The 25,842-nt window shown below is 72.4% G+C and carries 26 protein-coding genes; 15 read left to right on the forward strand and 11 right to left on the reverse strand.

What is annotated here, in order from left to right:
- Nucleotides 1-142 precede the first annotated feature (142 nt).
- Nucleotides 143-943: a 2-cyclohexenylcarbonyl CoA isomerase gene (chcB, locus tag CV755_RS28300; RefSeq protein ID WP_109283575.1), complete on the reverse strand. Its 801-nt coding sequence runs from the start codon at nt 941-943 to the stop codon at nt 143-145.
- A gap of 306 nt (nt 944-1,249) precedes the next feature.
- On the opposite strand from chcB, the gene CV755_RS28305 reads away from it, so the two are divergent.
- Nucleotides 1,250-1,417 carry a DUF3117 domain-containing protein gene (locus tag CV755_RS28305; protein WP_109283087.1) on the forward strand — a complete coding sequence of 56 codons (168 nt, stop codon included), beginning with the start codon at nt 1,250-1,252 and terminating at the stop codon, nt 1,415-1,417.
- A gap of 94 nt (nt 1,418-1,511) precedes the next feature.
- Here the strand turns inward: CV755_RS28305 and CV755_RS28310 are convergent, their stop codons facing one another.
- A complete protein-coding gene (locus CV755_RS28310) occupies nt 1,512-2,138 on the reverse strand; it encodes an O-methyltransferase (protein ID WP_109283088.1) in 627 nt (208 codons plus the stop codon).
- Nucleotides 2,139-2,375: 237 nt separating this feature from the next.
- Between CV755_RS28310 and sigE the strand changes: the two genes are divergently transcribed.
- From sigE to CV755_RS28335, 5 genes are all read left to right on the forward strand, one after another.
- A complete protein-coding gene (gene sigE / locus CV755_RS28315; protein WP_193553513.1) occupies nt 2,376-3,146 on the forward strand; it encodes an RNA polymerase sigma factor SigE in 771 nt (256 codons plus the stop codon).
- Complete coding sequence (locus CV755_RS28320) at nt 3,143-3,844, forward strand: zf-HC2 domain-containing protein (RefSeq protein ID WP_109283090.1); 702 nt, start codon at nt 3,143-3,145, stop codon at nt 3,842-3,844. Before sigE ends, CV755_RS28320 begins: the two co-directional genes overlap by 4 nt.
- Nucleotides 3,845-3,961: 117 nt before the next feature.
- The gene (locus tag CV755_RS28325; RefSeq protein WP_109283091.1) at nt 3,962-6,022 is read left to right on the forward strand and encodes a S1C family serine protease; all 2,061 of its coding nucleotides are present in this window, start codon (nt 3,962-3,964) and stop codon (nt 6,020-6,022) included.
- A gap of 138 nt (nt 6,023-6,160) precedes the next feature.
- Entirely contained in the window at nt 6,161-6,571 is a 411-nt protein-coding gene (locus CV755_RS28330) for a sec-independent translocase (protein ID WP_109283092.1), read from the forward strand.
- Between the two features lie 173 nt (nt 6,572-6,744).
- Nucleotides 6,745-7,461: a hypothetical protein gene (locus CV755_RS28335; protein WP_109283093.1), complete on the forward strand. Its 717-nt coding sequence runs from the start codon at nt 6,745-6,747 to the stop codon at nt 7,459-7,461.
- A 41-nt stretch (nt 7,462-7,502) separates the two neighbouring features.
- Here the strand turns inward: CV755_RS28335 and CV755_RS28340 are convergent, their stop codons facing one another.
- From CV755_RS28340 to CV755_RS28350, 3 genes are read right to left on the reverse strand one after another with little or no spacing between them, the layout of a single operon-like run.
- The gene (locus tag CV755_RS28340; RefSeq protein WP_109283094.1) at nt 7,503-8,660 is read right to left on the reverse strand and encodes an Mrp/NBP35 family ATP-binding protein; all 1,158 of its coding nucleotides are present in this window, start codon (nt 8,658-8,660) and stop codon (nt 7,503-7,505) included.
- Nucleotides 8,661-8,702: 42 nt separating this feature from the next.
- A complete protein-coding gene (locus CV755_RS28345) occupies nt 8,703-9,299 on the reverse strand; it encodes a DUF1003 domain-containing protein (RefSeq protein WP_109283095.1) in 597 nt (198 codons plus the stop codon).
- Nucleotides 9,289-10,590, reverse strand: coding sequence for a magnesium transporter MgtE N-terminal domain-containing protein (locus CV755_RS28350; RefSeq protein WP_109283576.1), 1,302 nt, complete (start codon nt 10,588-10,590; stop codon nt 9,289-9,291). The genes CV755_RS28345 and CV755_RS28350 overlap by 11 nt, the downstream gene beginning before the upstream one ends.
- 161 nt (nt 10,591-10,751) lie before the next feature.
- Here CV755_RS28350 and CV755_RS28355 point away from each other — a divergent pair, with 161 nt between their 5' ends.
- Nucleotides 10,752-11,492, forward strand: coding sequence for a hypothetical protein (locus CV755_RS28355; protein ID WP_109283096.1), 741 nt, complete (start codon nt 10,752-10,754; stop codon nt 11,490-11,492).
- 84 nt (nt 11,493-11,576) lie between these two features.
- Here the strand turns inward: CV755_RS28355 and CV755_RS28360 are convergent, their stop codons facing one another.
- Nucleotides 11,577-12,077: a hypothetical protein gene (locus tag CV755_RS28360; protein ID WP_109283097.1), complete on the reverse strand. Its 501-nt coding sequence runs from the start codon at nt 12,075-12,077 to the stop codon at nt 11,577-11,579.
- An 82-nt stretch (nt 12,078-12,159) separates the two neighbouring features.
- Here CV755_RS28360 and CV755_RS28365 point away from each other — a divergent pair, with 82 nt between their 5' ends.
- The gene (locus CV755_RS28365) at nt 12,160-13,104 is read left to right on the forward strand and encodes a DMT family transporter (protein ID WP_109283098.1); all 945 of its coding nucleotides are present in this window, start codon (nt 12,160-12,162) and stop codon (nt 13,102-13,104) included.
- 37 nt (nt 13,105-13,141) lie between these two features.
- Here the strand turns inward: CV755_RS28365 and CV755_RS28370 are convergent, their stop codons facing one another.
- A complete protein-coding gene (locus CV755_RS28370) occupies nt 13,142-14,248 on the reverse strand; it encodes a magnesium and cobalt transport protein CorA (protein WP_109283099.1) in 1,107 nt (368 codons plus the stop codon).
- A 418-nt stretch (nt 14,249-14,666) separates the two neighbouring features.
- Here CV755_RS28370 and CV755_RS28375 point away from each other — a divergent pair, with 418 nt between their 5' ends.
- The 4 genes from CV755_RS28375 to CV755_RS28390 all read left to right on the forward strand — a co-directional run bounded on the left by CV755_RS28375 (nt 14,667) and on the right by CV755_RS28390 (nt 17,808).
- Nucleotides 14,667-15,311 (forward strand): suppressor of fused domain protein, encoded by a 645-nt coding sequence (locus CV755_RS28375; RefSeq protein WP_109283100.1) that lies wholly within the window; start codon nt 14,667-14,669, stop codon nt 15,309-15,311.
- Between the two features lie 182 nt (nt 15,312-15,493).
- Nucleotides 15,494-16,135, forward strand: a complete 642-nt coding sequence (locus CV755_RS28380) for a DUF6758 family protein (RefSeq protein WP_109283101.1) — start codon at nt 15,494-15,496, stop codon at nt 16,133-16,135.
- A 103-nt stretch (nt 16,136-16,238) separates the two neighbouring features.
- A complete protein-coding gene (locus CV755_RS28385) occupies nt 16,239-17,105 on the forward strand; it encodes a PHP domain-containing protein (protein ID WP_109283102.1) in 867 nt (288 codons plus the stop codon).
- A 94-nt stretch (nt 17,106-17,199) separates the two neighbouring features.
- Nucleotides 17,200-17,808, forward strand: a complete 609-nt coding sequence (locus tag CV755_RS28390; RefSeq protein WP_109283103.1) for a MarC family protein — start codon at nt 17,200-17,202, stop codon at nt 17,806-17,808.
- A 72-nt stretch (nt 17,809-17,880) separates the two neighbouring features.
- Here the strand turns inward: CV755_RS28390 and CV755_RS35240 are convergent, their stop codons facing one another.
- Entirely contained in the window at nt 17,881-18,033 is a 153-nt protein-coding gene (locus CV755_RS35240; protein WP_164503323.1) for a hypothetical protein, read from the reverse strand.
- 216 nt (nt 18,034-18,249) lie between these two features.
- Here CV755_RS35240 and CV755_RS28395 point away from each other — a divergent pair, with 216 nt between their 5' ends.
- Nucleotides 18,250-19,194 carry an NYN domain-containing protein gene (locus tag CV755_RS28395; protein WP_109283104.1) on the forward strand — a complete coding sequence of 315 codons (945 nt, stop codon included), beginning with the start codon at nt 18,250-18,252 and terminating at the stop codon, nt 19,192-19,194.
- A gap of 162 nt (nt 19,195-19,356) precedes the next feature.
- Nucleotides 19,357-20,127, forward strand: coding sequence for a VOC family protein (locus tag CV755_RS28400; protein ID WP_193553491.1), 771 nt, complete (start codon nt 19,357-19,359; stop codon nt 20,125-20,127).
- Here the strand turns inward: CV755_RS28400 and CV755_RS28405 are convergent.
- Together CV755_RS28405 and CV755_RS28410 are read right to left on the reverse strand one after the other, a co-directional pair.
- The gene (locus CV755_RS28405; RefSeq protein ID WP_109283105.1) at nt 20,105-20,977 is read right to left on the reverse strand and encodes an alpha/beta fold hydrolase; all 873 of its coding nucleotides are present in this window, start codon (nt 20,975-20,977) and stop codon (nt 20,105-20,107) included. The two genes, CV755_RS28400 and CV755_RS28405, sit on opposite strands and share 23 nt — an antisense overlap.
- 219 nt (nt 20,978-21,196) lie before the next feature.
- Nucleotides 21,197-24,019, reverse strand: a complete 2,823-nt coding sequence (locus CV755_RS28410) for a DEAD/DEAH box helicase (protein WP_109283106.1) — start codon at nt 24,017-24,019, stop codon at nt 21,197-21,199.
- 546 nt (nt 24,020-24,565) lie between these two features.
- Here CV755_RS28410 and CV755_RS28420 point away from each other — a divergent pair.
- Entirely contained in the window at nt 24,566-25,303 is a 738-nt protein-coding gene (locus CV755_RS28420) for a ferritin-like fold-containing protein (RefSeq protein WP_109283108.1), read from the forward strand.
- 78 nt (nt 25,304-25,381) lie between these two features.
- On the opposite strand, the gene CV755_RS28425 is transcribed toward CV755_RS28420, so the two are convergent.
- Nucleotides 25,382-25,690, reverse strand: coding sequence for a hypothetical protein (locus CV755_RS28425; RefSeq protein ID WP_193553492.1), 309 nt, complete (start codon nt 25,688-25,690; stop codon nt 25,382-25,384).
- Between the last annotated feature and the right edge of the window lie 152 nt (nt 25,691-25,842).

The raw sequence follows: 25,842 nt of genomic DNA on the forward strand, positions 1-25,842 counted from the left end.
GTGCGGGTTGTTCTCGGCTGGTCGCGCAGTTCCCCGCGCCCCTAATGGGGCCCGGCAAGTTCCGTGCGCCCCTGACGGGGCCCGGCAGTACCCGCGTCCCAGACGGAGCCCGGCACCGCACCCCTGGCGGGGCGCCCTCCGGTCAGTGGCCCACGAAGCGGGGCTTCTCCTTCTTGAGGAAGGCTTCCACCGCGATGCGGTGGTCCTCGGAGTCGCCGGCGACGGACTGGAGCCGCTCCTCCACGGCCAGGGTCTCGGCCAGTGAGTGGTCCGCGCCATAGGCCACCGCCTCCTTGAGCGCGGCATAGGCGCCGGTCGGCCCCTCGGCCAGCCGGCGGGCCACCGCCAGGGCGTGCCCGGCCAGCTCGGCCGCCGGGACCACCTCATTGGCCAGGCCCAGCCGCCGGGCCTCCTCGGCGCTCACCGAACGCGGGAAGAGCAGCAGGTCCATGGCCCGGCCGTGTCCCACCAGCCGGGGCAGCGTCCAGGAGACGCCCGAGTCGGCGGCGAGCGCCACCCCGGCGAAGGAGGTGTTGAAGGCGGCGGTGTCCGCCACCACCCGGTAGTCCGCCGCGAAGGCGAAGCCCGCTCCGGCACCGGCCGCCACCCCGTTGACCGCGGCCACCACCGGCTTGGGCATGCCCGCGATGGTCATGGTGATGGGGGTGTAGTGCTCCTTGACCGTGTCCATGGTCCCGGCGGCCCCCCGCTCACGGTGCTCGGTGAGGGTGGCGATGTGCTCCTTGAGGTCCTGGCCGACGCAGAAGGCCCGTCCGCTGCCGGTCAGCAGTACGGCCCGTACCGCGGGGTCCTCGGCGGCGCCGCGCAGGGTGTCTCGGAGCGCCACCTTGGTGGCGGTGTCCAGCGCGTTCATGGCCTCGGGGCGGTTGAGGGTGATCGTCGCGAGTCCGTCGGTCACCTCGTAAAGCACGGTGTCGGCCATGATGCGTCCCCTCTTCTGCGGTTCACCGGCGTCGGTCTCGCGGGTCAGCTTGCCCGAGATCATCACCGGGGGATATGTGACCTGCGTCAAAGAATCGGGACCCGCTGGGGGAGGCGGTCCGGCGCCCCGGTGCCGGGCAATCGGCGAATTGAGTGGTTTTGCCGGATCGAGTTGCCGAAGGGATGCCGACCGATGTTGGTCATTGGGTCGCACGATGCGGGATAATGGCCTGGAAGCAATGTGTTCGATGCCGGTGACACCTGGGTTGTCGGCTGCGACGGGCTGGTTTCAGGAAGGGGAACGAGCATGGCGGCCATGAAGCCGCGGACGGGCGATGGCCCGCTCGAGGTGACCAAGGAGGGGCGGGGCATCGTCATGCGGGTTCCGCTCGAGGGCGGCGGTCGTCTCGTCGTCGAGCTGACCCCCGATGAGGCCAAGGCTCTCGGTGAGGCCCTGGAGAAGGTCACCCTCTGACCTTCCCTCAAGGCCACGGTCTTTTCTGCGCTGCCCCGGCAGGCCGCTCACGCGGCCCCGGGGCAGCGGCGTTTCCCGGCCGCCCCGGACTCGCTCAGCCGCGCCGGACCGCGCACAGCAGCCCGTCGCCCACCGGCAGCAGGGAGGGCAGCAGGACCGTGGACTCCCGTACCAGGCGCAGCAGTTCACGCAGGTGCTGCACCTCGGCCGGCGGGGCCGCGGTGTCCACGGTGCGGCCGTCGGCGAAGACGCCCTCGAAGCAGACCAGTCCGCCGGGGCGCAGCAGGCGCAACGATTCCGCTAGATAGTCCAGGTACTCCAGCCGGTCGCCGTCGCAGAACACCAGGTCGTATCCGCCGTCGGCGAGGCGGGGCAGCACCTCCAGCGCCCGGCCGGGGATGAACCGGGCCCGGTTGCCCGCGAAGCCGGCGGCGCGGAACGCCTGCCGGGCGAACTGCTGGCACTCCGGGTCGCTGTCCACGGTGGTCAGCACGCCGTCCGGGCGCATGCCGTGCAGCAGGTGCAGGCCGGAGACGCCGGTGCCGGTGCCGATCTCGGCGACCGCCTTGGCGTCCACCGCCGCGGCGAGCAGGCGCAGCGCGGAGCCGGTGCCGGAGGACACCGAGGGCAGCCCGGCCTCCAGGGCCCGCTCCCGGGCCCAGCGCAGTGCCGCGTCCTCGATGTGCTCGACGCCGTACGCATCGGCGAACGCCCAGCTCATCTGCCGGTTGCCGGTAATGGCCCTCTCCTGTCCCCATGGATCGACGCAACCGTGACTGTATCCGCTGCTCCCGGGAACCCGCAGATGGGACCGCGCGTTAGGAGGGGAGGAACAGCGTGAGCACGCCGAACGGAGAGGGCGTACAAGGGGAGTTGGCGGGTTCGGAGGGCGAGGCCCCGGACCAAGACCAAAAAGCAGGTCAAATTTCCTTATCCGGAGCTAACGGGCGAGGTGGATATGGTAGGGGCTCCACTGGACACCACCAGAGCCGACAGGGGAGGTGCGGCTACGGCCGTCGACCGTCGGGGAGTGCTGAGGCGCTTTCTCAGGTCCGCCGTCGAGCCGAAATCCGTGACCAACACCGCTGACCGCCCAGGCCCGCACGACTCCGCCACCGCGAGCTTCGCCACCGATGCGGATCCGGCGGCGTGGACTCCTCCCACCTGGGAGGAGATTGTCAGCACCCACAGTGCACGGGTCTACCGCCTCGCCTACCGTCTGACCGGCAATCAGCACGATGCCGAGGACCTCACCCAGGAGGTCTTCGTCCGGGTGTTCCGCTCGCTGTCCACCTACACCCCGGGCACCTTCGAGGGGTGGCTGCACCGCATCACCACCAACCTCTTCCTGGATATGGTCCGCCGCCGGCAGCGCATCCGCTTCGACGCGCTGGCCGATGACGCGGCCGAGCGGCTGCCCAGCCGTGAGCCCTCTCCCCAACAGCACTTCAACGACACCCACTTCGACGCCGACGTCCAGCAGGCGCTGGACACCCTGGCGCCGGAGTTCCGCGCCGCGGTGGTCCTCTGTGACATCGAGGGTCTGTCGTACGAGGAGATCGCGGCCACCCTGGGCGTCAAGCTCGGCACGGTGCGCAGCCGTATCCACCGGGGCCGTTCCCATCTGCGCAAGGCGCTCAGGCACCGCTCGCCCGCCGCCCGGGCCGAGCAGCGCTCGGTGGCGGTGGCTCCGGGCGTCGCGCTGAGAGGGGAGGTAGGGATCGCGTGAGCGGTTCAGGCGGTCAGTCCCCCGCCGAGCAGCACCTCGGCGACCGTCTCGCGGCCCTGGTGGACGGGGAGTTGGGGCACGATACCCGGGAGCGGGTGCTGGCGCACCTGGCGACCTGCTGGAAATGCAAAGCGGAAGCCGACGCCCAGCGTCGGCTCAAAAGCGTGTTCGCGGAGGCGGCTCCGCCGCCGCTCTCCGCGGAGTTGCTGGCCCGGCTGCAGGGTCTGCCGGGCATGGGCGGTGCCGATGAGGACGACGAGCCGGGCGGACCGGGCCTCGGCAGCCGGGGAAAAGGCGGTTTCGGCGTCCGGGCCGAGGCCTTCGCCCTGCTTCCGGCTCCGGGGAGAGCCCGCGGCTTCCGGATTCATGAGGTGGGGCGCTCGCGCGGCCGCCGGTTCGCCTTCGCGGCGGCCGGCGCGGTCTCGATAGCGGCCTTCGCCCTGGCCGGGGCCCAGCCGCTGGAGACCGCGGTGGAGGCCCCGCGGGCCCGGGCCGAGGACCCCCAGGTCTCGGCCACCTCCCTGGCCTGGGCCTCGCGCCCCGGCGCCGCCTCGGGCCGCAGAGCCGGGCCCGTCGCCCCGGCGGGCACCGGGACGCGCCGGATGGGCCCGCCGCTCCCGCGCACCCTCCCGGTCATCCCGCCCCCGGCGCTCCCCGCACCGCCGCCCCCGGCGGACCGGATCAACGCCATGCGCTGATGCGCACCCGACAGGCCGGGTGCCCGCTTGTCCGTCCGCCCGGACCTGGTTGAATCGCTGGTGGGCCGCCCGTCCAAGGGGATGCGGCAGCCCCCGGACCAGCTGTGGGGGAGAGGGATGGACCAGGGGAACTCCGACGCCAGGACGCACTGGTGGAGCCGTCCGCGCCGGCCGCTGGATGACGGTTCGGATGGTGCTGCCGATGCTGCCGGTACTGCTGGCACCGCCCCGGAGCGAACCGGCGTCCCGGCCGACGCCCCGGTGCCGGGTGCGGCTGCGGGTGCGGGGGCCCCTGCGGGTCCGGACGGTGCGCCTGTGGATGCGGCGCTTCCTGGCCAGTCGGGCGGTGCCGCTGCGGGGTCGGTAGCTCCTGCGCGTCCGGCGGGTGCGCCTGCGGACGCGGTGCCCCATGCGCGTCCGGCTGTTGCGCCCGAGGGCCCGGCGCCCTCCGGCCGTCCGGCCGGTACGCCCCTGCATGCACCCGACCCCTATGGCACGCCGCCCTACGGCCGTCCCGGCCCCTGGGCCCCGGCTCCCCCGGTCCAGCGCCCCGTTCCGACTCCGCCACACGGCACCACCGGCCCGTTCTCCGGCGCCCCGCTGCCACCGCCGCCGGGCGTCCCGGCTGCGCCCGGAAGCGGTTCCCAGCTGCCTCCGGCGGGGCCCGGTGGCCCGGCCTTCGCCCCGCCGCCGGGCACGGGCGGAGCTGCTCCGGGCTCGGCGAGCGGTACGCCCGCCATGCCGTCCGGCACCCCGGCCCCCGCGCCCGCTGCCCCTGCCCAGCCCCTCGCCGGTCCGGCGGCAGCCTCGACCCCGGCACCCGGAGGACAGGCCGTGCCGCCGGGCACCCCGGCCGCCCCGCTCGGCGGGCCCGCCGTCTCATCGGCGCCCGGCCACCCCGCCGCTGCGGCGGGACAGCCGGGCGCGGCAGCCCTGCCCCAGGGCGTACCCGGCGGCGCCGTAGGGGCTGGCCCGCACCCGCAGGCACCCGGTGCGGTGGATGCGCAAGCGCAGGGCCCCTGGCGCTATGACCCCTGGGCGCGGGCGGGTGAGGGGCCGGGGCCCGAGCCGGGGGGCAAGGCGGCGTTCGGGCCCGGCAAGCTTGTTGTCGGCGCGCTGCTGGTGGCGCTGGTGGCCGGCGGCGTCGGCGGCGGCGTCGGGGCGTACCTGGAGCGGGACGGGCGGATCGGCAAGCATGTGACGCTGCATCAGCCGTCCGCCGAGCCCGGCGACCGGGACCCCGGCAGCGTGGCCGGGATCGCCTCCCGGGTGCTGCCGGGCGTGGTGACCATCCATGTGCGCGGCAGCTCCTCCCAGGGCACCGGCACCGGCTTCGTCCTGGACAAGCAGGGACACATCCTGACCAACAACCACGTGGTGGAGCCCGCCGGTTCGGATGGCGCGATCACCGTGACCTTCAATGGCGGGCAGACCGCCAAGGCCACCGTGGTGGGCCGGGACGGCGGCTACGACCTCGCCGTGATCAAGGTGTCCGGGGTCTCCGGCCTGACCCCGCTCGCTCTGGGCAACTCCGACTCGGTCCGGGTGGGCGACTCGGTGGTCGCCGTGGGCGCCCCCTTCGACCTGGCCGGCACCGTGACCACCGGCATCATCAGCGCCAAGGAGCGCCCGATCACCGCGGGCGGTCACAAGGGCGACGGCAGCGACATCAGCTATGTGGACGCGCTGCAGACCGACGCCCCCATCAACCCCGGCAACTCCGGCGGCCCGCTGGTGGACGCCAGGGGCCGGGTCATCGGCATCAACAGCGCCATCCGCTCGGCCGGTGACTCCGAGGCCGGCGGCCAGGGCGGCAGCATAGGCCTGGGCTTCGCGATACCCGTCAACCAGGCCAGGCGGGTGGCCGAGGAGCTGATCAACACCGGCAAGGCCACCCACCCGGTGATCGGTGTCTCGCTGGACATGGGGTACTCCGGTGACGGGGCCCGGGTGAACGACAAGAGCGGCGCCGTCATCCCCGGCGGCCCGGCCGAGAAGGCGGGCATCAGGCCCCAGGACGTGATCAAGAAGGTGGACGGCACACCGGTGCACAGCGGCCAGGAGCTGATCGTCAGGGTGCGCAGTCACCGCCCTGGTGATCAGCTCACCCTGACCCTGGAGCGCCAGGGCCAGGAGCGCACCGCGCGCCTCACCCTGGGCTCGGCCCACGCCGGCTGAGGCCGCCGGGCGGCACCGTTGGCCCGTTGTTGGCCTGGGCGTCTCCCGTGTGGAGCGCGCGGCCAGGTACCGTGATAGACGGCCTCACCCGTGGCCGCCCACGCATCAAGGAGCTGCAAGGTGCTCGACATAGGACCCATGAAGCTGGTCTTGCTCGTCGTCCTCGCTGTGCTCATCTTCGGGCCGGACAAGCTGCCCCAGATGATCCAGAATGTGTCGCGCACCCTGCGCAAGATCCGCCAGTTCTCCGACAACGCCAAGCAGGACATCCGTTCCGAGCTGGGTCCGGAGTTCAAGGACTTCGAGTTCGAGGACCTCAACCCCAAGACCTTCGTCCGCAAGCATGTCCTGGAGAAGGACGAGTACGGGCTGAAGGAGATCCGTAACGGCTTCGACCTGCGTTCGGACGTGGCCGAGGTCACCGACGCGGTGAACGGCCGGGAGACCCATGAGGCCACCGTTCCCGCGACCGGCGGCCCCGACCTGCTGAAGAAGCCGCAGCGCGTCCAGCCGGGCGAGCGCCCGCCGTTCGACGCCGACGCCACCTAGCGGGCACGGCGGACGCCCCGGGGTTGCGCCCCGGGGCGTCCCTTACGGATCAGCGCGGGCCCCGCATGCCGGGCCCCATTGACGGTGGTGGCTATCCTCCCTTTGTTTGGGGCGATGTAGCCCGCCGTAATGGGCCGGATACGACCACGGGCCAATGAGGAGGCACCGCGCAGATGGAGACCACGAGTCGGGCCGCGACGGCCGCAACGTCCTCGGATGGCTCCGCTCCCCGGGAGGTGCCGCACCATGGACCCGGCACCCGGCGCTCCGTGGACGGCTATCTGATGGCCTCGTTCCCCTGGTACGGCCTGGACGAGGCGTTCACCGGACGGCGCTGGCTGATGCAGGTGGGCACCGCCGCCGACGGCACCATCGAGCATGGCTCGACCGGCCATGGCACCGAGCCCACCCTGCGCACCGACTGGAACGGCCGGCCGGACAAGGCGGCCCGTACCGAGAAGTTCTCCGGCGCCCAGCGCTTCGCCGTGGTGGTGACGGTCGCCAGCCGCCCGGTACGCCGCAGCGCCGATGGCACCGGCGTACTGGAGGCCACCTCGGTGTCCTCGGCCGCCTGGCTGGCCGGAGCGGGCCTGCTGTCCTACACCTGGCCCGCCCATATGGAGCGCGCGCTGCGGCAGAGCTGGCTGGACCAGCAGACGGCGCTGGCCTGGGAGCTGGCCGACCACCTGGACGAGGAGCCCTGGACCACCCTCTCGCTGCCGGTGGACGGGGTGGCCACCGACTTCCGCTACCGCGAGTCCGACTACGGCTGGGTGCTGGCCGGCTCCGCCCAGGGCGGAGCCGTCAACATCGGTGCCTATGGCCGCGGCATGAGCGCGTACGGCATGGGCTTCGCGGTGGTCAAGGACATCACCGACTACGGGCGCTGAGGCGCCGGCCCACTTCGGACCCCACCCGGCAACCCGCCCGGTCAGAACTTGTTGCGCGGCGTGATGCCGAGTGACATCCCCGACAGCCCCCGCTGCCGCCCGCCCAGCTTGCCCGCGATGGCCCGCAGCGCACTGCCCGCCGGGGAGTCCGGGTCGCTGAGCACCACCGGCTTGCCCTCGTCGCCGCCCTGGCGCAGCCGGACGTCGATCGGGATGGAACCCAGCACCGGCACCGTGGCACCGGTGGTCCTGGTCAGCCCGTCGGCCACCAGCCGGCCGCCGCCGGTGCCGAAGACATCCACCATCTCGTCGCAGTGCGGGCAGGGCAGCCCGGACATGTTCTCCACCACGCCCACGATCTTCTGGTGGGTCTGCACCGCGATGGCCCCGGCCCGCTCGGCGACCTCGGCGGCGGCCTGCTGAGGGGTCGTCACCACCAGGATCTCGGCGTTGGGCACCAGCTGGGCCACCGAGATGGCGATGTCACCGGTGCCCGGCGGCAGGTCCAGCAGCAGCACATCCAGGTCGCCCCAGTAGACATCGGCCAGGAACTGCTGGAGCGCCCGGTGCAGCATCGGGCCGCGCCAGACCACCGGGGCGTTGCCCGGGGTGAACATGCCGATGGAGATGACCTTCACGCCATTGGCCGAGGGCGGCATGATCATGTTCTCCACCTGGGTGGGGCGGCCCTCCGCGCCCAGCATCCGGGGCACCGAGTGGCCGTAGATGTCCGCGTCCACCACGCCGACCTTGAGGCCGTCCGCGGCCATCGCCGCCGCCAGGTTGACCGTCACCGAGGACTTGCCGACGCCGCCCTTGCCGGAGGCCACGGCATAGACCCGGGTCAGCGAGCCGGGCTTGGCGAAGGGCACCTCGCGCTCGGCCTGGCCGCCGCGCAGCGCCGCCGCCAGCTCCCGCCGCTGCTCATCGCTCATCACATCCAGCTCGACGGTCACACCGGTGACGCCCTCGACGCGCTCCACCGCCTCCCGGACCCGGGCGGTGATGGTCTCGCGCATGGGGCAGCCGGCCACCGTCAGATAGACCGCCACCGCGACCGTGCCGTCCGCCGCGATCTCCACGGATTTGACCATGCCCAGTTCGGTGATCGGCCGGTGGATCTCGGGGTCGTTCACCGTCGAGAGCGCGGTGCGCACCGCCTCTTCGGCGGGGACGGAAGCCTGGGTTTCGGTAGCCATGCCCTGATGGTACGGCGCACCACCGACACCTCGGAAAGGCCGTCAGCGGTCGCGTTCCTCACTCTCCTGCTGGAATACCCGGCGCTGTTCCATCTCCTTGATCAGTTCCTGGAACTCGGCGCGGATCCAGTCGCGGGTGGCGACCTCGCCAAGTCCCATGCGCAGCGCGGCGATCTCCCGGGTGAGGTACTCGGTGTCGGCGATGCTGCGCTCGTTCTTCTCCCGGTCCTGCTCCAGGTTGACCCGGTCCCGGTCGTCCTGCCGGTTCTGGGCCAGCAGGATCAGCGGGGCGGCGTAGGAGGCCTGGAGGGAGAGCACCAGGGTCAGGAAGATAAAGGGGTACTGGTCGAACCGCAGGCCCATCGGGGCGGAGGTGTTCCACACCACCCAGATCACGATGACCACCGTCATCCAGATGATGAACCGGCCGGTGCCCAGGAAGCGGGCGATCTCCTCCGAGGTGCGGCCAAAGGCCTCCGGGTCGTACTCCGGCAGCCAGCGCCGCCGCTTGACCTGAGGCTGGTCCAGCCGGGCCCGCCGGGCGGCGGGCGGGGTGGTCCGTTCTTTGGGGCGTTCCCGCCCAGGGGTGCGTTCGGCACGGGGGATGAGCCCGAACTCACGGGCGCGGTCAGTGGCCATGGTCCGCCTCCGGCATCTCGCTCATCTCGCTCATGCCCAGCGCACCCTGGTGCAGTTCGGTCTCCCGCCAGTCCTCCGGCAGCAGATGGTCCAGGACGTCGTCCACGGTGACGGCGCCCAGCATGGAGCCGCCGGCGTCCACCACCGGGGCGGCCACCATGTTGTAGGTGGCCAGATAGCTGGTGACGGCGGGCAGCGGGGTGTCCGGCGCCAGCGGCTGCAGATCGGTGTCGGTGATCGAGCCGACCAGGGTGGACGGCGGGTCCCGCAGCAGCCGCTGGAAGTGCACCAGCCCCAGGTATTTGCCGGTGGGCGTCTCATCGGGCGGCCGGCAGACGTACACCTGGGCGGCCAGTGCCGGGGAGAGGTCGGGATTGCGCACCCGGGCCAGCGCGTCCGCGACGGTGGCGTCCGGGCGCAGCACGATCGGCTCGGTGGTCATCAGGCCGCCCGCCGTGTGCCACTCGTAGGACATCAGCCGGCGCACATCCGCCGCCTCGTCCGGCTGCATCAGCGTCAGCAGCCGTTCCTTGTCCGCCTCGGGCAGTTCGGAGAGCAGGTCGGCGGCGTCGTCCGGGTCCATCTCCTCCAGGACGTCGGCGGCCCGCTCCTCCTTGAGCTTGCCGAGGATCTCGATCTGGTCGTCCTCGGGCAGCTCTTCCAGGACGTCCGCCAGCCGGGCGTCGTCCAGCGCGGCGGCCACCTCGGCGCGCCGCTTGGGGGAGAGGTGGTGCAGTACGCCGGCCAGGTCGGCGGGGCGCATCTGCTCAAAGGTGGCCACCAGGTTGGCCGCGCCCTGCCCGTGCTCCTCCAGCGAGAAGCCGGTGACCGCGGACCACTCCACGGTCAGCTGCTCTCCCTTGCGGCGCAGCGGGCCGGTCTTGCCCACCCGGACGAAGACCTTGTCGATCTCCCAGTCGCGCCGGGCCTGGAGCTGGGTGATGGCCACATCCAGAACGGTGGCCTCCTGGCCGGTGTCCACCAGCTTCACCTTGCGGTCCAGCAGTTCGCCCAGCACCAGGGTCTCGCTGGGGCGCTGCTCGAAGCGCCGCATATTGATCACGCCGGTGGTGATCACCTGGCCGGATTCCACACCGGTCACCCGGGTCATCGGCAGGAAGACCACGCGCCGGCTGGCCACCTCCACCACCAGTCCCAGGACGCGCGGCGGCCGGGCGCCGATGCGGAGCATGGCCACTACATCGCGTACCCGGCCAACCCGGTCGCCATTGGGGTCGAAGACCGCCACCCCCGACAGGTGAGATACGAACACCCTGGCGCTCGCCGCCATGCCGCGCACCTCCCTTGGGACTCCTGGGCCATGTTCCGGCCATGTCATATGTTGCGTTCAGGCTAACGTGGCCGGTTGCGCGCTGCCGCAGGGAGGGCCCGTGCGGCCGTTGGCGCGGGTACGCTGCCCTCCTCCGGGGCGGACGGGAGGCAGGAGCACAGGTGCGAACGCGGAACGCGGCCGGGGTGGTGGCCCTGTGCCTGGGGCTGTCCACCCTGCTGACGGCCTGTGGCGGGGGCGAGGACCCCGACGCGGGCACCAATGGCGTGGGCAAGCTGGGCGCCGCGGCGATCCAGGACCGGGCACGGGAGGCGGCCCGGCAGGCGGACGCGGTCCATCTCTCCGGCAATGTGGCCGGCCAGGGCCGCAGCTACCGGCTGGACATGCGGCTGAAGAAGGACGGCGGCACCGGCCGGGTCGCCTCCGACACCGGCTCCTTCGAGCTGCTGCGGATCGGCGACGACCTCTTCCTCAAGGCGGACGCGGCCTTCTGGTCCCGCGGCGACGGGGCCGCGCGGGGCGCCGGCACGGGCGCGGCGAGCAAGCTGGACGGCAAATATGTGAAGGTCCCCACCGGCGACCCCGCCTACCGGCAGCTGCGCGGCTTCACCGACAAGGATGTGCTGCTGGACGGGCTGCTGGGGCTGCACGGCAAGCTCTCCCGCGGTGCCCACGGTTCGGTCGGCGGAGTCCCTTCCATCCGGGTCAACGGCACCGACGCCAAGGGGACGGGCGGCACGCTGGACGTCTCCCTGGCGGGCCGGCCCTATCCGCTGCGGGTACGCCGCGCGGGCGGGGCGGGGCAGGTCGAACTGGGGGACTGGGGCAAGGACTTCGCGCTGTCCGTGCCGCAGAAGAGCGCACTGGTCGATTACGGGAAGCGGATCCCTGCGGGGGGCTGAGCGGAAAACTTTTCCGGGCAATCGGGCGGGCGGGTGGGTGTCCTACGCCCCGAAGGGGCGTGCCCGCCGACCGCCCGGTCGCCGTCAAGCCCGCTTCCGCCGCAGCAGCCGCGGCAACGCCGCCGGAATCGGCCGCCGTGTGGTCACCGGAGTGGCCAGCGGCACCGCGGCCAAGGAGCCGTCCGGCAATGGCGCCGTCGCACCCGTCGGCTCCAGCCGCAGCACCCGGCACTCACGAGCCCACCGCTCCTCGATCCCTTCCGCGTCGGGCGCGTTGAGCCGCTTGCCCTTCAACTCGGCGACCGCGGCGGCCCAGTTCTCGCTCCGCGCGGGCAACTCGGCCACTCGCGCCGCCCATTCCACCAGCCGTCCGCCCCGCTCCTTGCTGCGGACGGTGACCGTCGCGGAGGCGCCGTCCGCCAGCCCGAGGTCGTCCAGCGGCTGCTCCCCGGGCCCGCCCACCACACACGCCGCACCCTCGTGCCAGATGTGCCACAGCGCACGGGCGGGCCCCTGCGGGCCCCGCACCCAGATCAGGCCGGACTTCTTGGTGGCCTCTTCGATCAGGGCCTGTGTCAGCTCCATGCGCTCACTCTATGGCCCCGCGCCGCCACCGCGCGCCGGTGCGCCGGTTACCCTCCGCCATGTTCCGGCCTAGGCTTGTGCTGTGAGCGATGCACCTGCGCAACAGAAGGCGGCCCCGGCCACACACTCCACCACCCTGCCCACCCCGGCCGCCCCGGTCCTCCGCACCGAGTTCCTGCTGCTCGCGGTGGCCGTCACCTCGGTCGCCTTCTCCGCGCCGCTGATCGCGGCCACGGCGGCGCCCCCGCTGGCCATCGCCTTCTGGCGCAACGCCATGGCGGTCGCCGCACTCACCCCGGCCGCCCTGCTGCGCCACCGCACCGAGCTGCGCTCGCTGGGCCGCCGCCCCCTTCTGCTCACCCTCGCCGCGGGCGCCCTGCTGGCCGTCCACTTCGGAACCTGGCTGCCCAGCCTGCGGATGACCACGGTGGCCTCCTCCACCGCCCTGGCCACCACCACCCCGATCTGGACCATCCTGCTGCTGCGCATAGGCGGCAGACGCCAGCCCGCCCTCGCCTGGGCGGGCACCGTGCTCGCCGTCCTGGGCGTCCTCATCCTCACCGGGGTGGACTTCGCCGCCTCCCCGCGCGCCCTGGCCGGTGACGCGCTCGCCCTCGCCGCCGGCATGACGGCGGCCGGGTACGTCCTGCTGGGCGCGGAGGTGCGCCGGACGGTGGGCACCGTGGCGTACACCTACCTCTGCTACGCCACCACCGCCGTGCTGCTGCTGGTCCTCTGCCTGACCACCGGCAGTGCGCTGGGCGGCTACGGCGGCGGCACCTGGCTGCAACTGGCCCTGCTCACCGCCACCGCCCAGCTGCTGGGCCACTCCCTGCTCAACCGGGTGGTCAAGAGCGTCGGCCCCTCGGTGACCTCGACCTCGCTGCTGCTGGAGACACCGGGCGCGGCCCTGATAGCCGCCCTCTGGCTGGGCCAGACCCCGCCCGCCGCGGCCTGCCCGGCCCTGGCGGTGATCCTGGCCGGCCTGGCCCTGGTGATCCTCGCCGGCCGCCGGCGCCAGGGCTGAACCGGCCGCCGGCGCCAGGGCTGAACCAACTGCGGCCCTAGAGCCACCCATTGCGCTTGAAGCCCCGGTGGATGGTCACACAGATCGCCACCGTGACCACCATCACCAGCGGATAGCCGTACGTCCAGTGCAGCTCCGGCATCTCGTCGAAGTTCATGCCGTACACCCCGGCGATCATCGTCGGCACCGCACAGATCGCCGCCCACGACGTGATCTTGCGCATGTCCTCGTTCTGCGCCACCGAGGCCTGCGCCAGATTGGCCTGGAGGATCGAGTTGAGCAGGTCGTCGAAGGACACCACCTGCTCATGCACCCGGGCCAGATGGTCGGCGACATCACGGAAGTACTTCTGTATCGCCGGGTCCACCAGCCGCATCGGCCGCTCACTGAGCAGCCGCATCGGCCGCATCAATGGGGTGACCGCCCGCTTGAACTCCAGCACCTCCCGCTTGAGCTGGTAGATCCGCCCCGCGTCACCGCCCCGTGAACCCCCCTTGCCCGTGGGTGAGAAGACATCGATCTCCACCTCGTCGATGTCGTCCTGCACCGCGTCGGCGACGGCCAGATAGCCGTCCACCACCTGATCCGCGATGGAGTGCAGCACCGCCGACGGGCCCTTGGCCAGCAGCTCCGGGTCGTCCTCCAGCCGCAGCCGCAGGGCGCGCAGCGAACCCTGGCCGCCGTGCCGCACGGTGATGATGAAGTCCTCGCCGAGGAAGCACATCACCTCGCCGGTCTGCACCACCTCACTGGTGGCGGTCAGTTGGGCGTGCTCGACATAGTGAACGGTCTTGAAGACCGTGAACACCGTCTCGTCATAGCGCTCCAGCTTGGGCCGCTGGTGGGCGTGCACCGCGTCCTCCACCGCCAGCGGGTGCAGCCCGAACTCCCTGGCTATACCGGCGAATTCCGGCTCGGTGGGCTCATGCAGCCCTATCCAGGCGAAGCCGCCCTCGGCCCGTACCCGGCGCATTGCCTCCGCCGGACCGCAGTGCGCGCTCACCCGCCGGCCGTCCCGGTAGACCGCGCAGTCCACCACCGCGCTGCCGCTTTCGGGACGGCCATTGCCCGGGTACGGCCGGGGGGCGTCGGCCCGGCGCAGGGCGGGACGGACGGCGGCGCGCAGATCGCGGATCATCGACATGACGGGCTCCATTCACGGGCCGGCCGCCGGCGGGGCGCGGTACCGCGGCATGGCCTTGGACGGCGCGCCCGGTACGGGCGTACATACGTCCACGGAGCCGCACCGGGCACCTCGGCCGGCGGCTGTCCGCGGAAGAACTCCGCGGAGAAAGTGCTGACGGACTTGGGAGCGTTCCCCCGTCAAATACCGCGGGCGCGAAGGGAGTCGGGCCGGTTCAGCGGACGCGGGCCCGGGGCGGGCGGACGGGAGAATCGCCGGTACTGCACGGTCGACTGGGATCCACCGCAGCCCCACCTCCTCCGGCCGGTCCCCCTGGGGACGACAACACTCGCTGACCAGGGGCCAAGGCTAGCAGCCGGGTTGACGGCCCGGTCGGCCCCTTTGCGCGTTCGATACTCCCGCTCTCTATGCTCGGCCCATGTCTGACGTGCTCGCCCTGGTAGAGGCCCGGCTGTGCGCCGCCTTCGGTGAGGTGGACGCCCGCGCCGCGGTGACCTTCCTGGGTACCGACCGCATCGAGGTCCTCCGCTTCACCGGCGGCGCCGACGAGGATGTGGTCCGCTACGCCACCCTCGGTATGTCCGCCCAGCCCATGACCGACCCGGCCCTCCCGTCGCCCGGCCACCACCCCTCATCGAGCCGCTTCGCGGCGCCCCTTTCCGTCACCCTGGCCGACCCGGTACGCGGCCCCCGCGCCGAACTCCTGCTCTCGGTACGCCCCGGCCGCGCGGACACCGACAAGGTGCTCCGCCCGCTGGCGGTACTGGCCGCCTCGCCCCAGGTGGAGGGTGTGGTGGTGGCACCGGGCGCCTCACTGGACACCGGCGAACCGCTGTGGCCCCAGGCCCCGTTCACCTCGGTCCTGGTCGCCGAGCCCGGCGGCCTGGTGGCGGACCTGGAACTCCCCGACCCCATGGAGCCCGTCCGCTTCCTCCCCCTGCTCCCCATGACCCCCAATGAGGCGGCCTTCAAGCGGGTGCAGGGGGCGGCCGCGCTGGAGGAGCGCTGGCTACGCCATGGCACGGACCTCCGCGACCCCCTGCGCCGGGGGGTGCCCCTTTAGGGGCGCGAGGCAGCTGCATCATGCGGCTCCGCCGCGTGGGCGCGACCAGTCACGTACAACCCGCACACACAAAGCACACGCAAACGCGAAGCAGCTCGCACAAACACCAAGCGCCCGCCTGTCCCTCCGGACGAGTGATCGTCCTTGACGCGATGACGTATCGGGGAGGACCGTTGGACCCTATGAGGGGCGAACCCAGTTGCCCGAAGTGCGGTGGCCGGGTCCGAGCGCCCGGTCTCTTCGCCGACTCCTGGCAGTGCGCCGTGCACGGTTCGGTGCACCCTCTGCAGCCGGTCGTCCCGCCGAGCGTGGAAGCGCTGGCCGTGGTGGTCAAGCGGTCCCGGGTCCCGGTGTGGATGCCCTGGCCGCTGCCGGTGGGCTGGCTGTTCACCGGCGTGGTCTGCGCCGGTGACGACCGTGGCGGCGGCCGCGCCACCGCTCTGGCCTGTTCCGGACCCGGCCCGCTCGGCGGCCCCGGCGAACTGCTGCTGATCGCCGAAGAACTGGGCGTGGGGCTGGGCGCCCGCTACGCGGGCATCGACGGGCCGGACCCCGGACCGTATCTGAGCGTGGACGGCCCCCCGCACGCCAAGCTGCTGGCATCCGGCCGCCCCACCCACCTCTGGCATGTCGATGGCGCCCCCGGCGACCGGGCGGTGTTCGCCGGCGAGGCCCGCGGACTGTGGCTGTGGGCCATCGCCTGGCCGGAGACCTCGGCCCTGCTGATGTACGACGAGCTGGTCATCACCGATCTGCGGGACGCCGGCGCCGAGGTCGAGCTCGTACCCTGCGGCGCGCTGTCCCCCCGCATCCTGTCCCCCTGAGGCGCCGGCCGCCCTGCCAAGGCGGCCGGGCGGGCGTGCGGTGCCGGTTATCCTGAACGGACCGTCCATTTGTCCGTGCCGTCACCGTTGGGAGTTCCGCGTCGTGCGCATCGACCTGCACACCCACTCCACGGCCTCGGACGGTACCGACACCCCCGCCGAGCTGGTCCGCAAGGCCGCCGCCGCGGGGCTGGACGTGGTGGCGCTGACCGACCACGACGGTGTGGGCGGCCATGCCGAGGCCATCGCGGCCCTGCCCGCCGGGCTCACCCTGGTCACCGGCGCCGAACTCTCCTGCCGCCTGGGCGGCGTTGGCGTGCATCTGCTCGCCTACCTCTTCGACCCCGCCGAGCCCGTCTTCGCCGCCGAGCGCGAGCTGGTGCGCGACGGCCGGGAGCCGCGGGCCCGGATCATGGTGGCCCGGCTGCGCGAGCTGGGCGTGCCCGTCACCTGGGAGCGCGTGGCCGAGCTGGCCGCGGGCGGTGCGGTGGGCCGTCCCCATGTGGCCGCCGCCATGGTGGAGCTGGGTGTGATCGACAGCGTCTCGGACGCCTTTACCGAGCAGTGGCTGGGCGATGGCGGCCGGGCCTACGCGGAGAAGCACGAGTTCGACCCCTTTGAGGCGATCCGCCTGGTCAAGGCGGCCGGCGGGGTCACCGTGCTGGCGCACCCGCTGGCCGTCAAGCGCGGCCGGTGCCTCTCCGAGACCGAGATAGCCGCCTTCGCCTCGGCCGGCCTGGACGGCGTCGAGGTGGACCACATGGACCATGACGCCGCCACCCGCGCCCGGCTGCGCGGTCTGGCCGCCGAGCTCGGCCTGCTGACCACCGGCTCCAGTGACTACCACGGCAGCCGCAAGAGCTGTGAACTCGGCGAGTTCACCACCGATCCGGAGATCTACGGCGAGATCACCCGCCGGGCGACGGGCGCGTTCCCCGTCCCGGGCGCGGGCGGCCGAACGCTCCGCTGACCACCGGTCGCACCCTTCCCACCTCCTGACCCCCCCGTACCGGGCGCGCTTCAGGGCGCCCGCACGCTCCTCCGCACTCTCGCAAGGCACCACCGTGTTCGACGTCGCCGTCTTCGGCTCGCTCTTCCTCACCCTGTTCGTGATCATGGACCCGCCAGGGATCACGCCGATCTTCCTCGCCCTCACCGCGGGCCGGGCCGCCAAGGTCCAGCGGCGGATGGCCTGGCAGGCCGCCGCCGTGGCCTTCGGCGTGATCGCCGTCTTCGGCATCTGCGGCCAGCAGATCCTGGACTATCTGCACATCACCACCCCCGCGCTGATGATCGCCGGCGGTCTGCTCCTGCTGCTGATCGCCCTGGACCTGCTGACCGGCAAGTCCGAGGAGCCCACCCAGACCAAGGACGTCAATGTCGCCCTGGTACCGCTGGGCATGCCGCTGCTGGCCGGGCCCGGCGCGATCGTCTCGGTGATCCTGGCCGTCCAGCACGCCGACTCCGTCGCCGCCCAGGTCTCGGTGTGGACCGCCATCGCCGCCATGCACATCGTGCTCTGGCTGGTGATGCGCTACTCGCTGCTGATCATCCGCGTGATCAAGGACGGCGGAGTGGTGCTGGTCACCCGGCTCGCGGGCATGATGCTCTCCGCGCTGGCCGTGCAGCAGATCATCAATGGCATCACCCAGGTGATCAGCCACCACCACTGACGCCGCCGCGATGCCGACGCCCCCGTACGGAAGGTCCGTACGGGGGCGTCGGCACATCGGCGGGCGGTGGGGTCACCGCGTTCCGGTGTCGGCCGGGCGGATATAGATGCGTTGGCCCATCGAGGCGGCCTGCTGCACGATCCGGTTGACGGAGGCGGCGTCTACGACAGTGCTGTCAACGGCGGTGCCATCGACGTCGTCGAGGCGCATGATTTCGAAGCGCAAAGCTTCTCCCTTCGTCTGATCCTCCTGAGGAGAACTGAATGAACGTGACGCACGCGACTGCTGTGGCGGCGCGTTACACGGCTGTACAACGAAGGTACTCGCTCAAACATTCCCTACGCTAAGGAAATTTTTAACCCGCCTAATGACCCCGCGCCCCATGACCCCATGTCTGCCGGTCTCCCACCCCGACCGCACCCTTGAACGAAACGACCCCACATGACTGACGCAACCCCGGTAAACCCTTCCCCCCTTGACTCCCCCCTTGACCTGCGTGCCGTGGTCGCCGGCATCGAGCGCACCAATGAACTGCTCACCCGGGTGCTCGCCGAGGTGGCCACCACCCCCTCCACCCACGCGGTCTTCGTGGACGCCGGCTACGCCTACGCCGCCGCGGGCCGCCTGGTGGCCGGCACCGAGGACCGGCGGGCCTTCGAACTGGACGCCGAGGGGCTGATCGAGGCGTTCATCGACAAGGCGCGCACCATCTTCCCGGACAGCCGGCTGCTGCGCGTCTACTGGTACGACGGCGCCCGCCGCCGTATCCACACCCCAGAGCAGCAGAGCATCGCCGAACTGCCGGACGTCAAGGTCAGACTGGGCAACCTCAACGCCAACAACCAGCAGAAGGGCGTGGACTCCCTGATCCGCTCCGACCTGGAGTCGCTGGCCCGCCACCGGGCCATCAGCGACGCGGTGCTCATCGGCGGCGACGAGGACCTGGTCTCCGCCGTGGAGGCCGCCCAGGGCTATGGCGCCCGGGTGCACCTCTGGGGCATCGAGGCGATCGGCGGACGCAACCAGGCCGAGCCGCTGCTGTGGGAGGTGGACAGCCAGCGCACCTTCGACCTGGACTTCTGCAAGCCCTATGTCACCCGCCGCACCGGCTTCGAGTCCCTGGGCGAGGCCCTGGCCCGCGGCCCCGCGCCCAGCCGGGAGGATGTGCGCTTCGTCGGCGCCCGGGTGGCCGCCCAGTGGCTGGGCGCCCGGGGCCATGACTCGCTCTCCGAACTGCTGCCCGGCCACCCCTATCTGCCCGGCACCGTGGACCAGGAACTGCTGGTGGAGGCCGAGTCCCTGCTCGGCCTGTCCCTGCGCGGCCACGCCGACCTGCGCCGGGCCCTGCGCGACGGCTTCTGGGACCACCTGCGGATGCAGTTCTAGCTCCCCCGGCCGCCCCGCCCCATGCCCATGCCTGATCCGGGCGTGCCGGAGTGCGCGCGGGGAAGGCGGATGGAACCCTTGGGGCTATGGGCGGCCGCCGCGGCATGCGCCGGACGGCCCGATTCCCCGCCGGAGCACAGAACAGAAACGAGGCGATCGGCCATGTCGGCTTCCGACCGCGCGGGGCCCGGAACGCCCTGCTGGGTGAGCCTGCTGACCGGTGACCTCGCCGGCGCGCAGCGCTTCTACGGCAAGGTGCTGGGCTGGACCTTCCGGGCCGGCTCGCTGGGTGAGGACTTCCTGGTCGGCCTGCGCGAGGGCAGGCCGGTGGCCGGCATCGGCAATGTGGCCCGCTCCATGGGGGTGCCGGTCTCCTGGACCGCGTACTTCGCGGTGGACGACGCCGACGCGGTGGCCGCCAGGATCCGCGAGCGCGGCGGCACCGTGGCGGTGGGCCCGCTGGCCTTCGGCAGCGGCCGGGCAGTGCTGGCCGCCGACCCCGACGGCGCCGTCTTCGGCTTCTGGGAGGGCCGGGTCCTCCCCGGCTGGACCATCGGCAGCGGCGCCGCCCCCGCCTGGCTGGAACTGCGCACCCGCAATGGCTTCGACGCCGCCCAGTTCTATGGCGCGATCTTCGGCTGGGACAGCCAGGACACCGACCTCGCCTATGAGGACGACGCGGTGATGGTGCGGGTGCACGGCCACACCGTGGCCTGCCTGCGCGGCGGCGGCGTGGAGGCCGCGCCCGACCCCCGCATCCGGCCACGCTGGCATGTCTACTTCTGTGTGGACGACGTGGACCAGGCGGTACGGGCGGCGCTGGAGGCCGGTGGCGGGGTGGCGGAGGAGATCGGCCCGACCACCGAGCACGAGGCCACCCTGCGCGACCCCGAGGGCGGCCTGTTCACCGTCACCACCGATCAGACCCGCTGACCGTCTCCCAGAAGCGGACCATCGCCTCCGCGGTGGCCTCCGGGCACTCGGCCGCGGGGGAGTGCCCCGCGCCCTGGATCACCGTTGTCACCGCGGACAGCTCCTTGCCCATCCCCTCGATCTGGGGCACCGGCCAGGCGTAGTCCACCGCCCCGCACAGCACATGCTTGGCCAGTGGCACCCGCGCCAGCTCGTCCACCCGGTCCGGCTCCGTCATCAACTGCCGTCCGGTACCGATCAGTTGCTCGGGCACCGTGCCCAGCCAGCGGTGGTGCAGAAACTCCCGCAGGGCCGGCGGTGCGGCCGGATCGGCCGCCTCCGCCTCCATCCCCTGCATCCGCGTCCACACCTCCGCCATGCTCATCCCCAGCTCGGTCAGCGCGTGCAACAGCAGCGCGGTACGGGCCCGCTGCGACTCGGCGACGGCCCCGCGGCCGCTGCTCATCAGGGTGAGCGAACGGTACGGAGCCGCGTCGTGAAGCACCGCGGCCCGTCCGATCAGCCCGCCCAGCGAGTGCCCCACCAGGTGCACCCCATCGCCCAGCGCGGCCGCCTGCGCCCGCACATCCAGCGCCAACTCCCGCTGCGCGTACGCCGCTTCATCGCGCGGCCCGCCGCTCTCGTACTGCCCCCGGCCGTCCACCGCCACCGCCCGGTAGCCCGCCCCGGCGAGCGGCGCCAGCACCGCGATGAAGTCCTCCTTGCTGCCGGTGAACCCCGGCACCAGCAGCACGGTGCCACGCGGCGGCCCGGCGGGACGGGCGTCATGCACGGCGAACTCCCCACGCGCGGTGGCCAGTCGGTACGCACGGGCACACGGGGGCAAGGTGAGAAAGGGCGGCCTGCTCATGCCCCGAGGCTAACCGAGGCCAACCTCCACGTCCGATCCCCGCCGGACCCGGCCACCCTGGTCACCGGCGAGGCCGCCGCGCCCCCACCAGGGGCGCGGGGAACTGCGCGCCCGGCCCAAGCCGCCCCGCAGATGAACTTGCACCGCTGCCGCCACGGCGAAAACACCCGTGGCCGGCCACCTCCAAGAGGTAACCGGCCACGGGTTCGCCTGCGGCCCTTACCCCTCCGCGGCTGCGACAGCCTTCTTGGCGGTGCGGGTCCGCTTGGGCGCGGCCTCGGCCCCGTCCACAGCGGCGACCGCCTTCTTCGCCGTCCGCGTGCGCTTCGGCTTCTCCTCGACAGCGGTCTCGACCGCCGCCGCGGCCTTGCGAGTTCGCTTCGGCTTCTCGGCGGCCGCCTCGGCCGCCTCGGCCTCGGCCACCGGGGCGGCGGCCTTCTTGGCGGTGCGGGTCCGCTTGGGCGTGGCCTCGGCCCCGTCCACAGCGGCGACCGCCTTCTTCGCGGTACGCGTCCGCTTGGGCGCGGCCTCGGCGGGCGCCTCGGCGCCGTCCACCGGAGCAGTGGCCTTCTTGGTCGCCCGCGTGCGCTTGGGCTTCTCCTCGGCGACGGTCTCGACCGCTTCCGCGGTCTGAACTGCCGCCGCAGCCTTGCGAGTTCGCTTCGGCTTCTCGGCGACCGCCTCGGCCGCCTCGGCCTCGGCCACCGGGGCGACAGCCTTCTTGGCGGTGCGGGTCCGCTTGGGCGCGGCCTCGGCCCCGTCCACAGCGGCGACCGCCTTCTTCGCGGTACGCGTCCGCTTGGGCGCGGCCTCGGCGGGCGCCTCGGCGCCGTCCACCGGAGCAGTGGCCTTCTTGGTCGCCCGCGTGCGCTTGGGCTTCTCCTCGGCGACGGTCTCGACCGTCTCCGCGGTCTGAACTGCTGCCGCGGCCTTGCGAGTTCGCTTCGGCTTCTCGGCGACCGCCTCGGCCGCCTCGGCCTCGGCCACCGGGGCGACAGCCTTCTTGGCGGTGCGGGTCCGCTTGGGCGCGGCCTCGGCCCCGTCCACAGCGGCGACTGCCTTCTTCGCCGTCCGCGTGCGCTTCGGCTTCTCCTCGGCGACGATCTCGACCGCTTCGGCGGCCTCAACCGCCGCGACCGCCTCAACCGCCGCGACCGCCTTCTTCGCGGTACGCGTCCGCTTGGGCGCGGCCTCGGCGACCGCCTCGGCCTCGGCCACCGGGGCGGCGGCCTTCTTGGCGGTGCGGGTCCGCTTGGGCGCGGCCTCGGCCCCGTCCACGGCCTCAACGGCCGCCGCGGCCTTGCGAGTCCGCTTCGGCTTCTCGGCAGCCGCCTCGACCGCTTCGACCGCCTCAACGTCGGCCACCGGCGCAGCCACAACCGGAGCAGCGGCCTCAACAGCCTCAACGGCCACAGCCGCCCGGCCCCCACGAGTCCGCTTGCGCCGCGCCGCGACAGGAGCCTCGGCCACCTCCACGGCGGCCGGGATCTCGGTCGCGCTGACCGTTTCCTCGACCACAGCGGCCACCGGAGCAACCGGAGCAACCGGAGCCACCGGCGTCACCGGAGAAACCGGCGCCACCGAAGCAACCGAAGCCCCACCGCCCCGCGTACGCCGCCGGCGCCGCGGGCGGGCCGGGGTCTCCGGGGCCGTGCCGGCCCCGGAAGAAGCCTGCGCGGCCTCGGGCGCCGGCACCTGCGCCTGCGCCACTCCGTCCAGCGGCCGCCCAGACCGCGTCCGCCGCCGCTGCCGCGGCGCCCGGCTCCGCGCCGGACGCTCCTCGGCCACCGCCGCAGCCGGACCGGCCGACCTGCGGCCCCGGTCGCCCCGGCCACCGCGGCCGCCGCCACCCGGCTCGCCGAGATCCTCGATCTCCTCGGCCGCCAGCCCGGCCCGGGTGCGCTCCGAGCGCGGCAGGATGCCCTTGGTACCGGCCGGGATGCCCAGCAGCTCGTACAGATGCGGCGAGGTGGAGTACGTCTCCTCCGGCTCGTCGAAGCCCAGCTCCAGCGCCTTGTTGATCAGCTTCCAGCGCGGGACGTCGTCCCAGTCCACCAGCGTCACCGCGGTACCGGACTTGCCCGCCCGGCCGGTGCGGCCGATGCGGTGCAGATAGGTCTTCTCGTCCTCGGGGGACTGGTAGTTGATGACATGGGTGACGTTGTCCACGTCAATGCCGCGCGCCGCGACATCCGTGCAGACCAGCACGTCCACCTTGCCGTTGCGGAACGCCCGCAGCGCCTGCTCGCGCGCTCCCTGGCCCAGGTCGCCGTGGACCGCGCCGGCCGCGAAGCCGCGCTGGGTCAGCTGCTCGGCGATGTCGGCCGCGGTCCGCTTGGTCCGGCAGAAGATCATCGCCAGGCTGCGTCCCTCGGCCTGGAGGATCCGCGCCACCATCTCCGGCTTGTCCATGGAGTGGGCCCGGAAGACATGCTGCGCGATATGCGCGTGCGTCTGGCCGGAGTCATCCGGCTCGGTGGCCCGGATATGCGTCGGCTGCGACATATACCGGCGGGCCAGCGAGATCACCGCACCCGGCATGGTGGCCGAGAACAGCATGGTCTGCCGCTTGGCCGGCAGCATGGTGATGATGCGCTCCACATCCGGCAGGAAGCCGAGGTCGAGCATCTCGTCGGCCTCGTCCAGCACCAGCGCCTTGACCTGGGACAGGCTCAGCTTCTTCTGGCCTGCCAGGTCCAGCAGCCGGCCCGGCGTGCCGACGACCACGTCCACGCCCTTCTTGAGGGCCTCGACCTGGGGCTCATAGGCCCGGCCGCCATAGATCGCCTGAACCCGGACATTGCGCACCTTGCCCGCGGTGAGCAGGTCATTGGTGACCTGCTGGCACAGCTCACGGGTGGGGACGACCACCAGCGCCTGAGGGGCGTCGGTCAGCTGCTCCGGCTTGGCCCGGCCCGCCTCGACGTCCGCGGGGACGACCACGCGCTCCAGCAGCGGCAGTCCGAAGCCCAGCGTCTTTCCGGTGCCGGTCTTGGCCTGGCCGATGACGTCGGAGCCGGCCAGGGCGACCGGGAGCGTCATCTCCTGGATGGGGAAGGGATGCACGATGCCGACGGCTTCGAGTGCTTCGGCGATCTCGGGCAGGATCCCAAGGTCTCGGAAAGTGGTCGGAGTCTGCGAGCTAGTGGAGGTTTTCAGGGGTTTGCCTCTTCTTGTGAGACGCGGCGCGAGGCGGCGAAGGGGGTCATACGGTTCCGTACGTACCGCACGTACCGCGCCGGATTACGGGTCGGCCGGGCTGGCCGGATGGCGCGGGACCACTGCCTTCGCGCGGGCACACGTGCCGCGAGCGGATCCCTCCTGGCGTACGGACGTCTCGTCCGAGGGGCGTGGAGGGCGGTCGGTTTTGTGGAAGCCGATCGGGCCACCGACCGGGCATCCGCTGGCGCTCCGGGGAGTCGCTCCCAGAAGAACCGGCATGGGTGCGGCCTGCCGAATACTCGGCGGGCCATATAGCACTGTACCCCGGAAACCCCGACCCGTGCCCCGACGGAACCTGACTGTTACCGGAGGGCACTGGCTGACCAGGCATTTCGGGACGGGACGGGGCGGGCTATCGTTCGCACCATGGAGACGCCCGACAAGGCCACCGAGCCCGCAGAAGAGCACACCGGAATCGCTGCCCAGGACTGGGCCACGGCCTCCGCCGACCCGCAGTACCGGGCGGCCGTAGTGGATCTGCTCGGCGCCCTCGCCTACGGCGAACTGGCCGCCTTCGAGCGCCTGGCCGAGGACGCCAAGATGGCGCCCCACCTGGACGACAAGGCCGCCCTGGCCAGGATGGCCGCCGCGGAGTTCCAGCACTTCGAGCGGCTGCGCGACCGGCTGTCCGCGATCGATGTGGAGCCGGTGGGCGCCATGGAGCCGTTCGCCGCCGCACTGGACGAGTTCCACCGCCAGACCGCGCCCTCGGACTGGCTGGAGGGCCTGGTCAAGGCGTATGTGGGCGACTCGATCGCCAGTGACTTCTACCGGGAGGTGGCCGTCCGGCTGGACTCCGACACCCGGGCCTTGGTGCTGACCGTGCTGGACGACACCGGCCACACCAGCTTCGCGGTGGAGAAGGTACGGGCCGCCATCGAGGCCGAGCCCCGGGTCGGCGGCCGGCTGGCGCTGTGGGCGCGGCGGCTGATGGGCGAGGCGCTCTCCCAGGCCCAGCGGGTGGTGGCCGACCGGGACGCGCTGTCCACCATGCTGGTCGGCGGGGTGGCCGACGGCTTCGACCTGGCGGAGGTCGGCAAGATGTTCTCCCGGATCACCGAGGCGCACACCAAGCGGATGGCCGCGCTCGGTCTGTCCGCCTGAGCGATCTGCGTGGCAGGGGTGGCCTGACCGGCCTGCTCCGGGCCCTCCCGCTCGCACCACGGTCCCCGAGGGGCCCGCTCACGCCGTGGCTGACCGGCGGGGCGGGCCGTCTCCCAGTGCCTTGGCCCCATGTGACGTGCTCTGCCGCAGCAGCAGCGACAGCAGGGTGACGCCGACCACCAGGGACCCCAGCAGGGTGGCCACGGCATGGCCGGGGCCGAGCACGGAGTGGGTGAGCAGCCCGCCGAACAGCCCGCCGGCCGGACCGGTGGCCAGGGCCAGCGCGCGGGAGCGGAAGCGTCCGAAGCGGGCGGGCAGCCAGCGCAGCGCGCCATAGGAGACGGCAAGGCCGATGAGGACCGACCCGAGCGCTTCCCAGAAAATCATGGTGGGTTCCCTCCCGTGCGTGCCGAGAAGCGGATGCGATTCGGTCGTGGCGGTCCTACCCCGCGACCATATCGGGCAACCCTCGCCGGATCCGGGTGCGACAACGGCGGGGATCCGGTCAATTGGGCACCGGAGCCCCGCCGTTGGCCGCC

Origin of the sequence: Streptomyces orinoci, from assembly GCF_003121295.1 — a bacterium.
GTDB lineage: Bacteria > Actinomycetota > Actinomycetes > Streptomycetales > Streptomycetaceae > Streptomyces > Streptomyces orinoci.

Bases quoted from the DNA above. Each gene is read 5' to 3' on its own strand.
- chcB (WP_109283575.1), bottom strand. From the start codon at position 943: ATGGCCGACACCGTGCTTTACGAGGTGACCGACGGACTCGCGACGATC.
- CV755_RS28305 (WP_109283087.1), top strand. From the start codon at position 1,250: ATGGCGGCCATGAAGCCGCGGACGGGCGATGGCCCGCTCGAGGTGACC.
- CV755_RS28310 (WP_109283088.1), bottom strand. From the start codon at position 2,138: ATGAGCTGGGCGTTCGCCGATGCGTACGGCGTCGAGCACATCGAGGAC.
- sigE (WP_193553513.1), top strand. From the start codon at position 2,376: ATGGTAGGGGCTCCACTGGACACCACCAGAGCCGACAGGGGAGGTGCG.
- CV755_RS28325 (WP_109283091.1), top strand. From the start codon at position 3,962: ATGGACCAGGGGAACTCCGACGCCAGGACGCACTGGTGGAGCCGTCCG.
- CV755_RS28330 (WP_109283092.1), top strand. From the start codon at position 6,161: ATGAAGCTGGTCTTGCTCGTCGTCCTCGCTGTGCTCATCTTCGGGCCG.
- CV755_RS28335 (WP_109283093.1), top strand. From the start codon at position 6,745: ATGGAGACCACGAGTCGGGCCGCGACGGCCGCAACGTCCTCGGATGGC.
- CV755_RS28340 (WP_109283094.1), bottom strand. From the start codon at position 8,660: ATGGCTACCGAAACCCAGGCTTCCGTCCCCGCCGAAGAGGCGGTGCGC.
- CV755_RS28345 (WP_109283095.1), bottom strand. From the start codon at position 9,299: ATGGCCACTGACCGCGCCCGTGAGTTCGGGCTCATCCCCCGTGCCGAA.
- CV755_RS28350 (WP_109283576.1), bottom strand. From the start codon at position 10,590: ATGGCGGCGAGCGCCAGGGTGTTCGTATCTCACCTGTCGGGGGTGGCG.
- CV755_RS28360 (WP_109283097.1), bottom strand. From the start codon at position 12,077: ATGGAGCTGACACAGGCCCTGATCGAAGAGGCCACCAAGAAGTCCGGC.
- CV755_RS28370 (WP_109283099.1), bottom strand. From the start codon at position 14,248: ATGTCGATGATCCGCGATCTGCGCGCCGCCGTCCGTCCCGCCCTGCGC.
- CV755_RS28375 (WP_109283100.1), top strand. From the start codon at position 14,667: ATGTCTGACGTGCTCGCCCTGGTAGAGGCCCGGCTGTGCGCCGCCTTC.
- CV755_RS28380 (WP_109283101.1), top strand. From the start codon at position 15,494: ATGAGGGGCGAACCCAGTTGCCCGAAGTGCGGTGGCCGGGTCCGAGCG.
- CV755_RS28395 (WP_109283104.1), top strand. From the start codon at position 18,250: ATGACTGACGCAACCCCGGTAAACCCTTCCCCCCTTGACTCCCCCCTT.
- CV755_RS28400 (WP_193553491.1), top strand. From the start codon at position 19,357: ATGTCGGCTTCCGACCGCGCGGGGCCCGGAACGCCCTGCTGGGTGAGC.
- CV755_RS28405 (WP_109283105.1), bottom strand. From the start codon at position 20,977: ATGAGCAGGCCGCCCTTTCTCACCTTGCCCCCGTGTGCCCGTGCGTAC.
- CV755_RS28410 (WP_109283106.1), bottom strand. From the start codon at position 24,019: ATGACGCTCCCGGTCGCCCTGGCCGGCTCCGACGTCATCGGCCAGGCC.
- CV755_RS28420 (WP_109283108.1), top strand. From the start codon at position 24,566: ATGGAGACGCCCGACAAGGCCACCGAGCCCGCAGAAGAGCACACCGGA.
- CV755_RS28425 (WP_193553492.1), bottom strand. From the start codon at position 25,690: ATGATTTTCTGGGAAGCGCTCGGGTCGGTCCTCATCGGCCTTGCCGTC.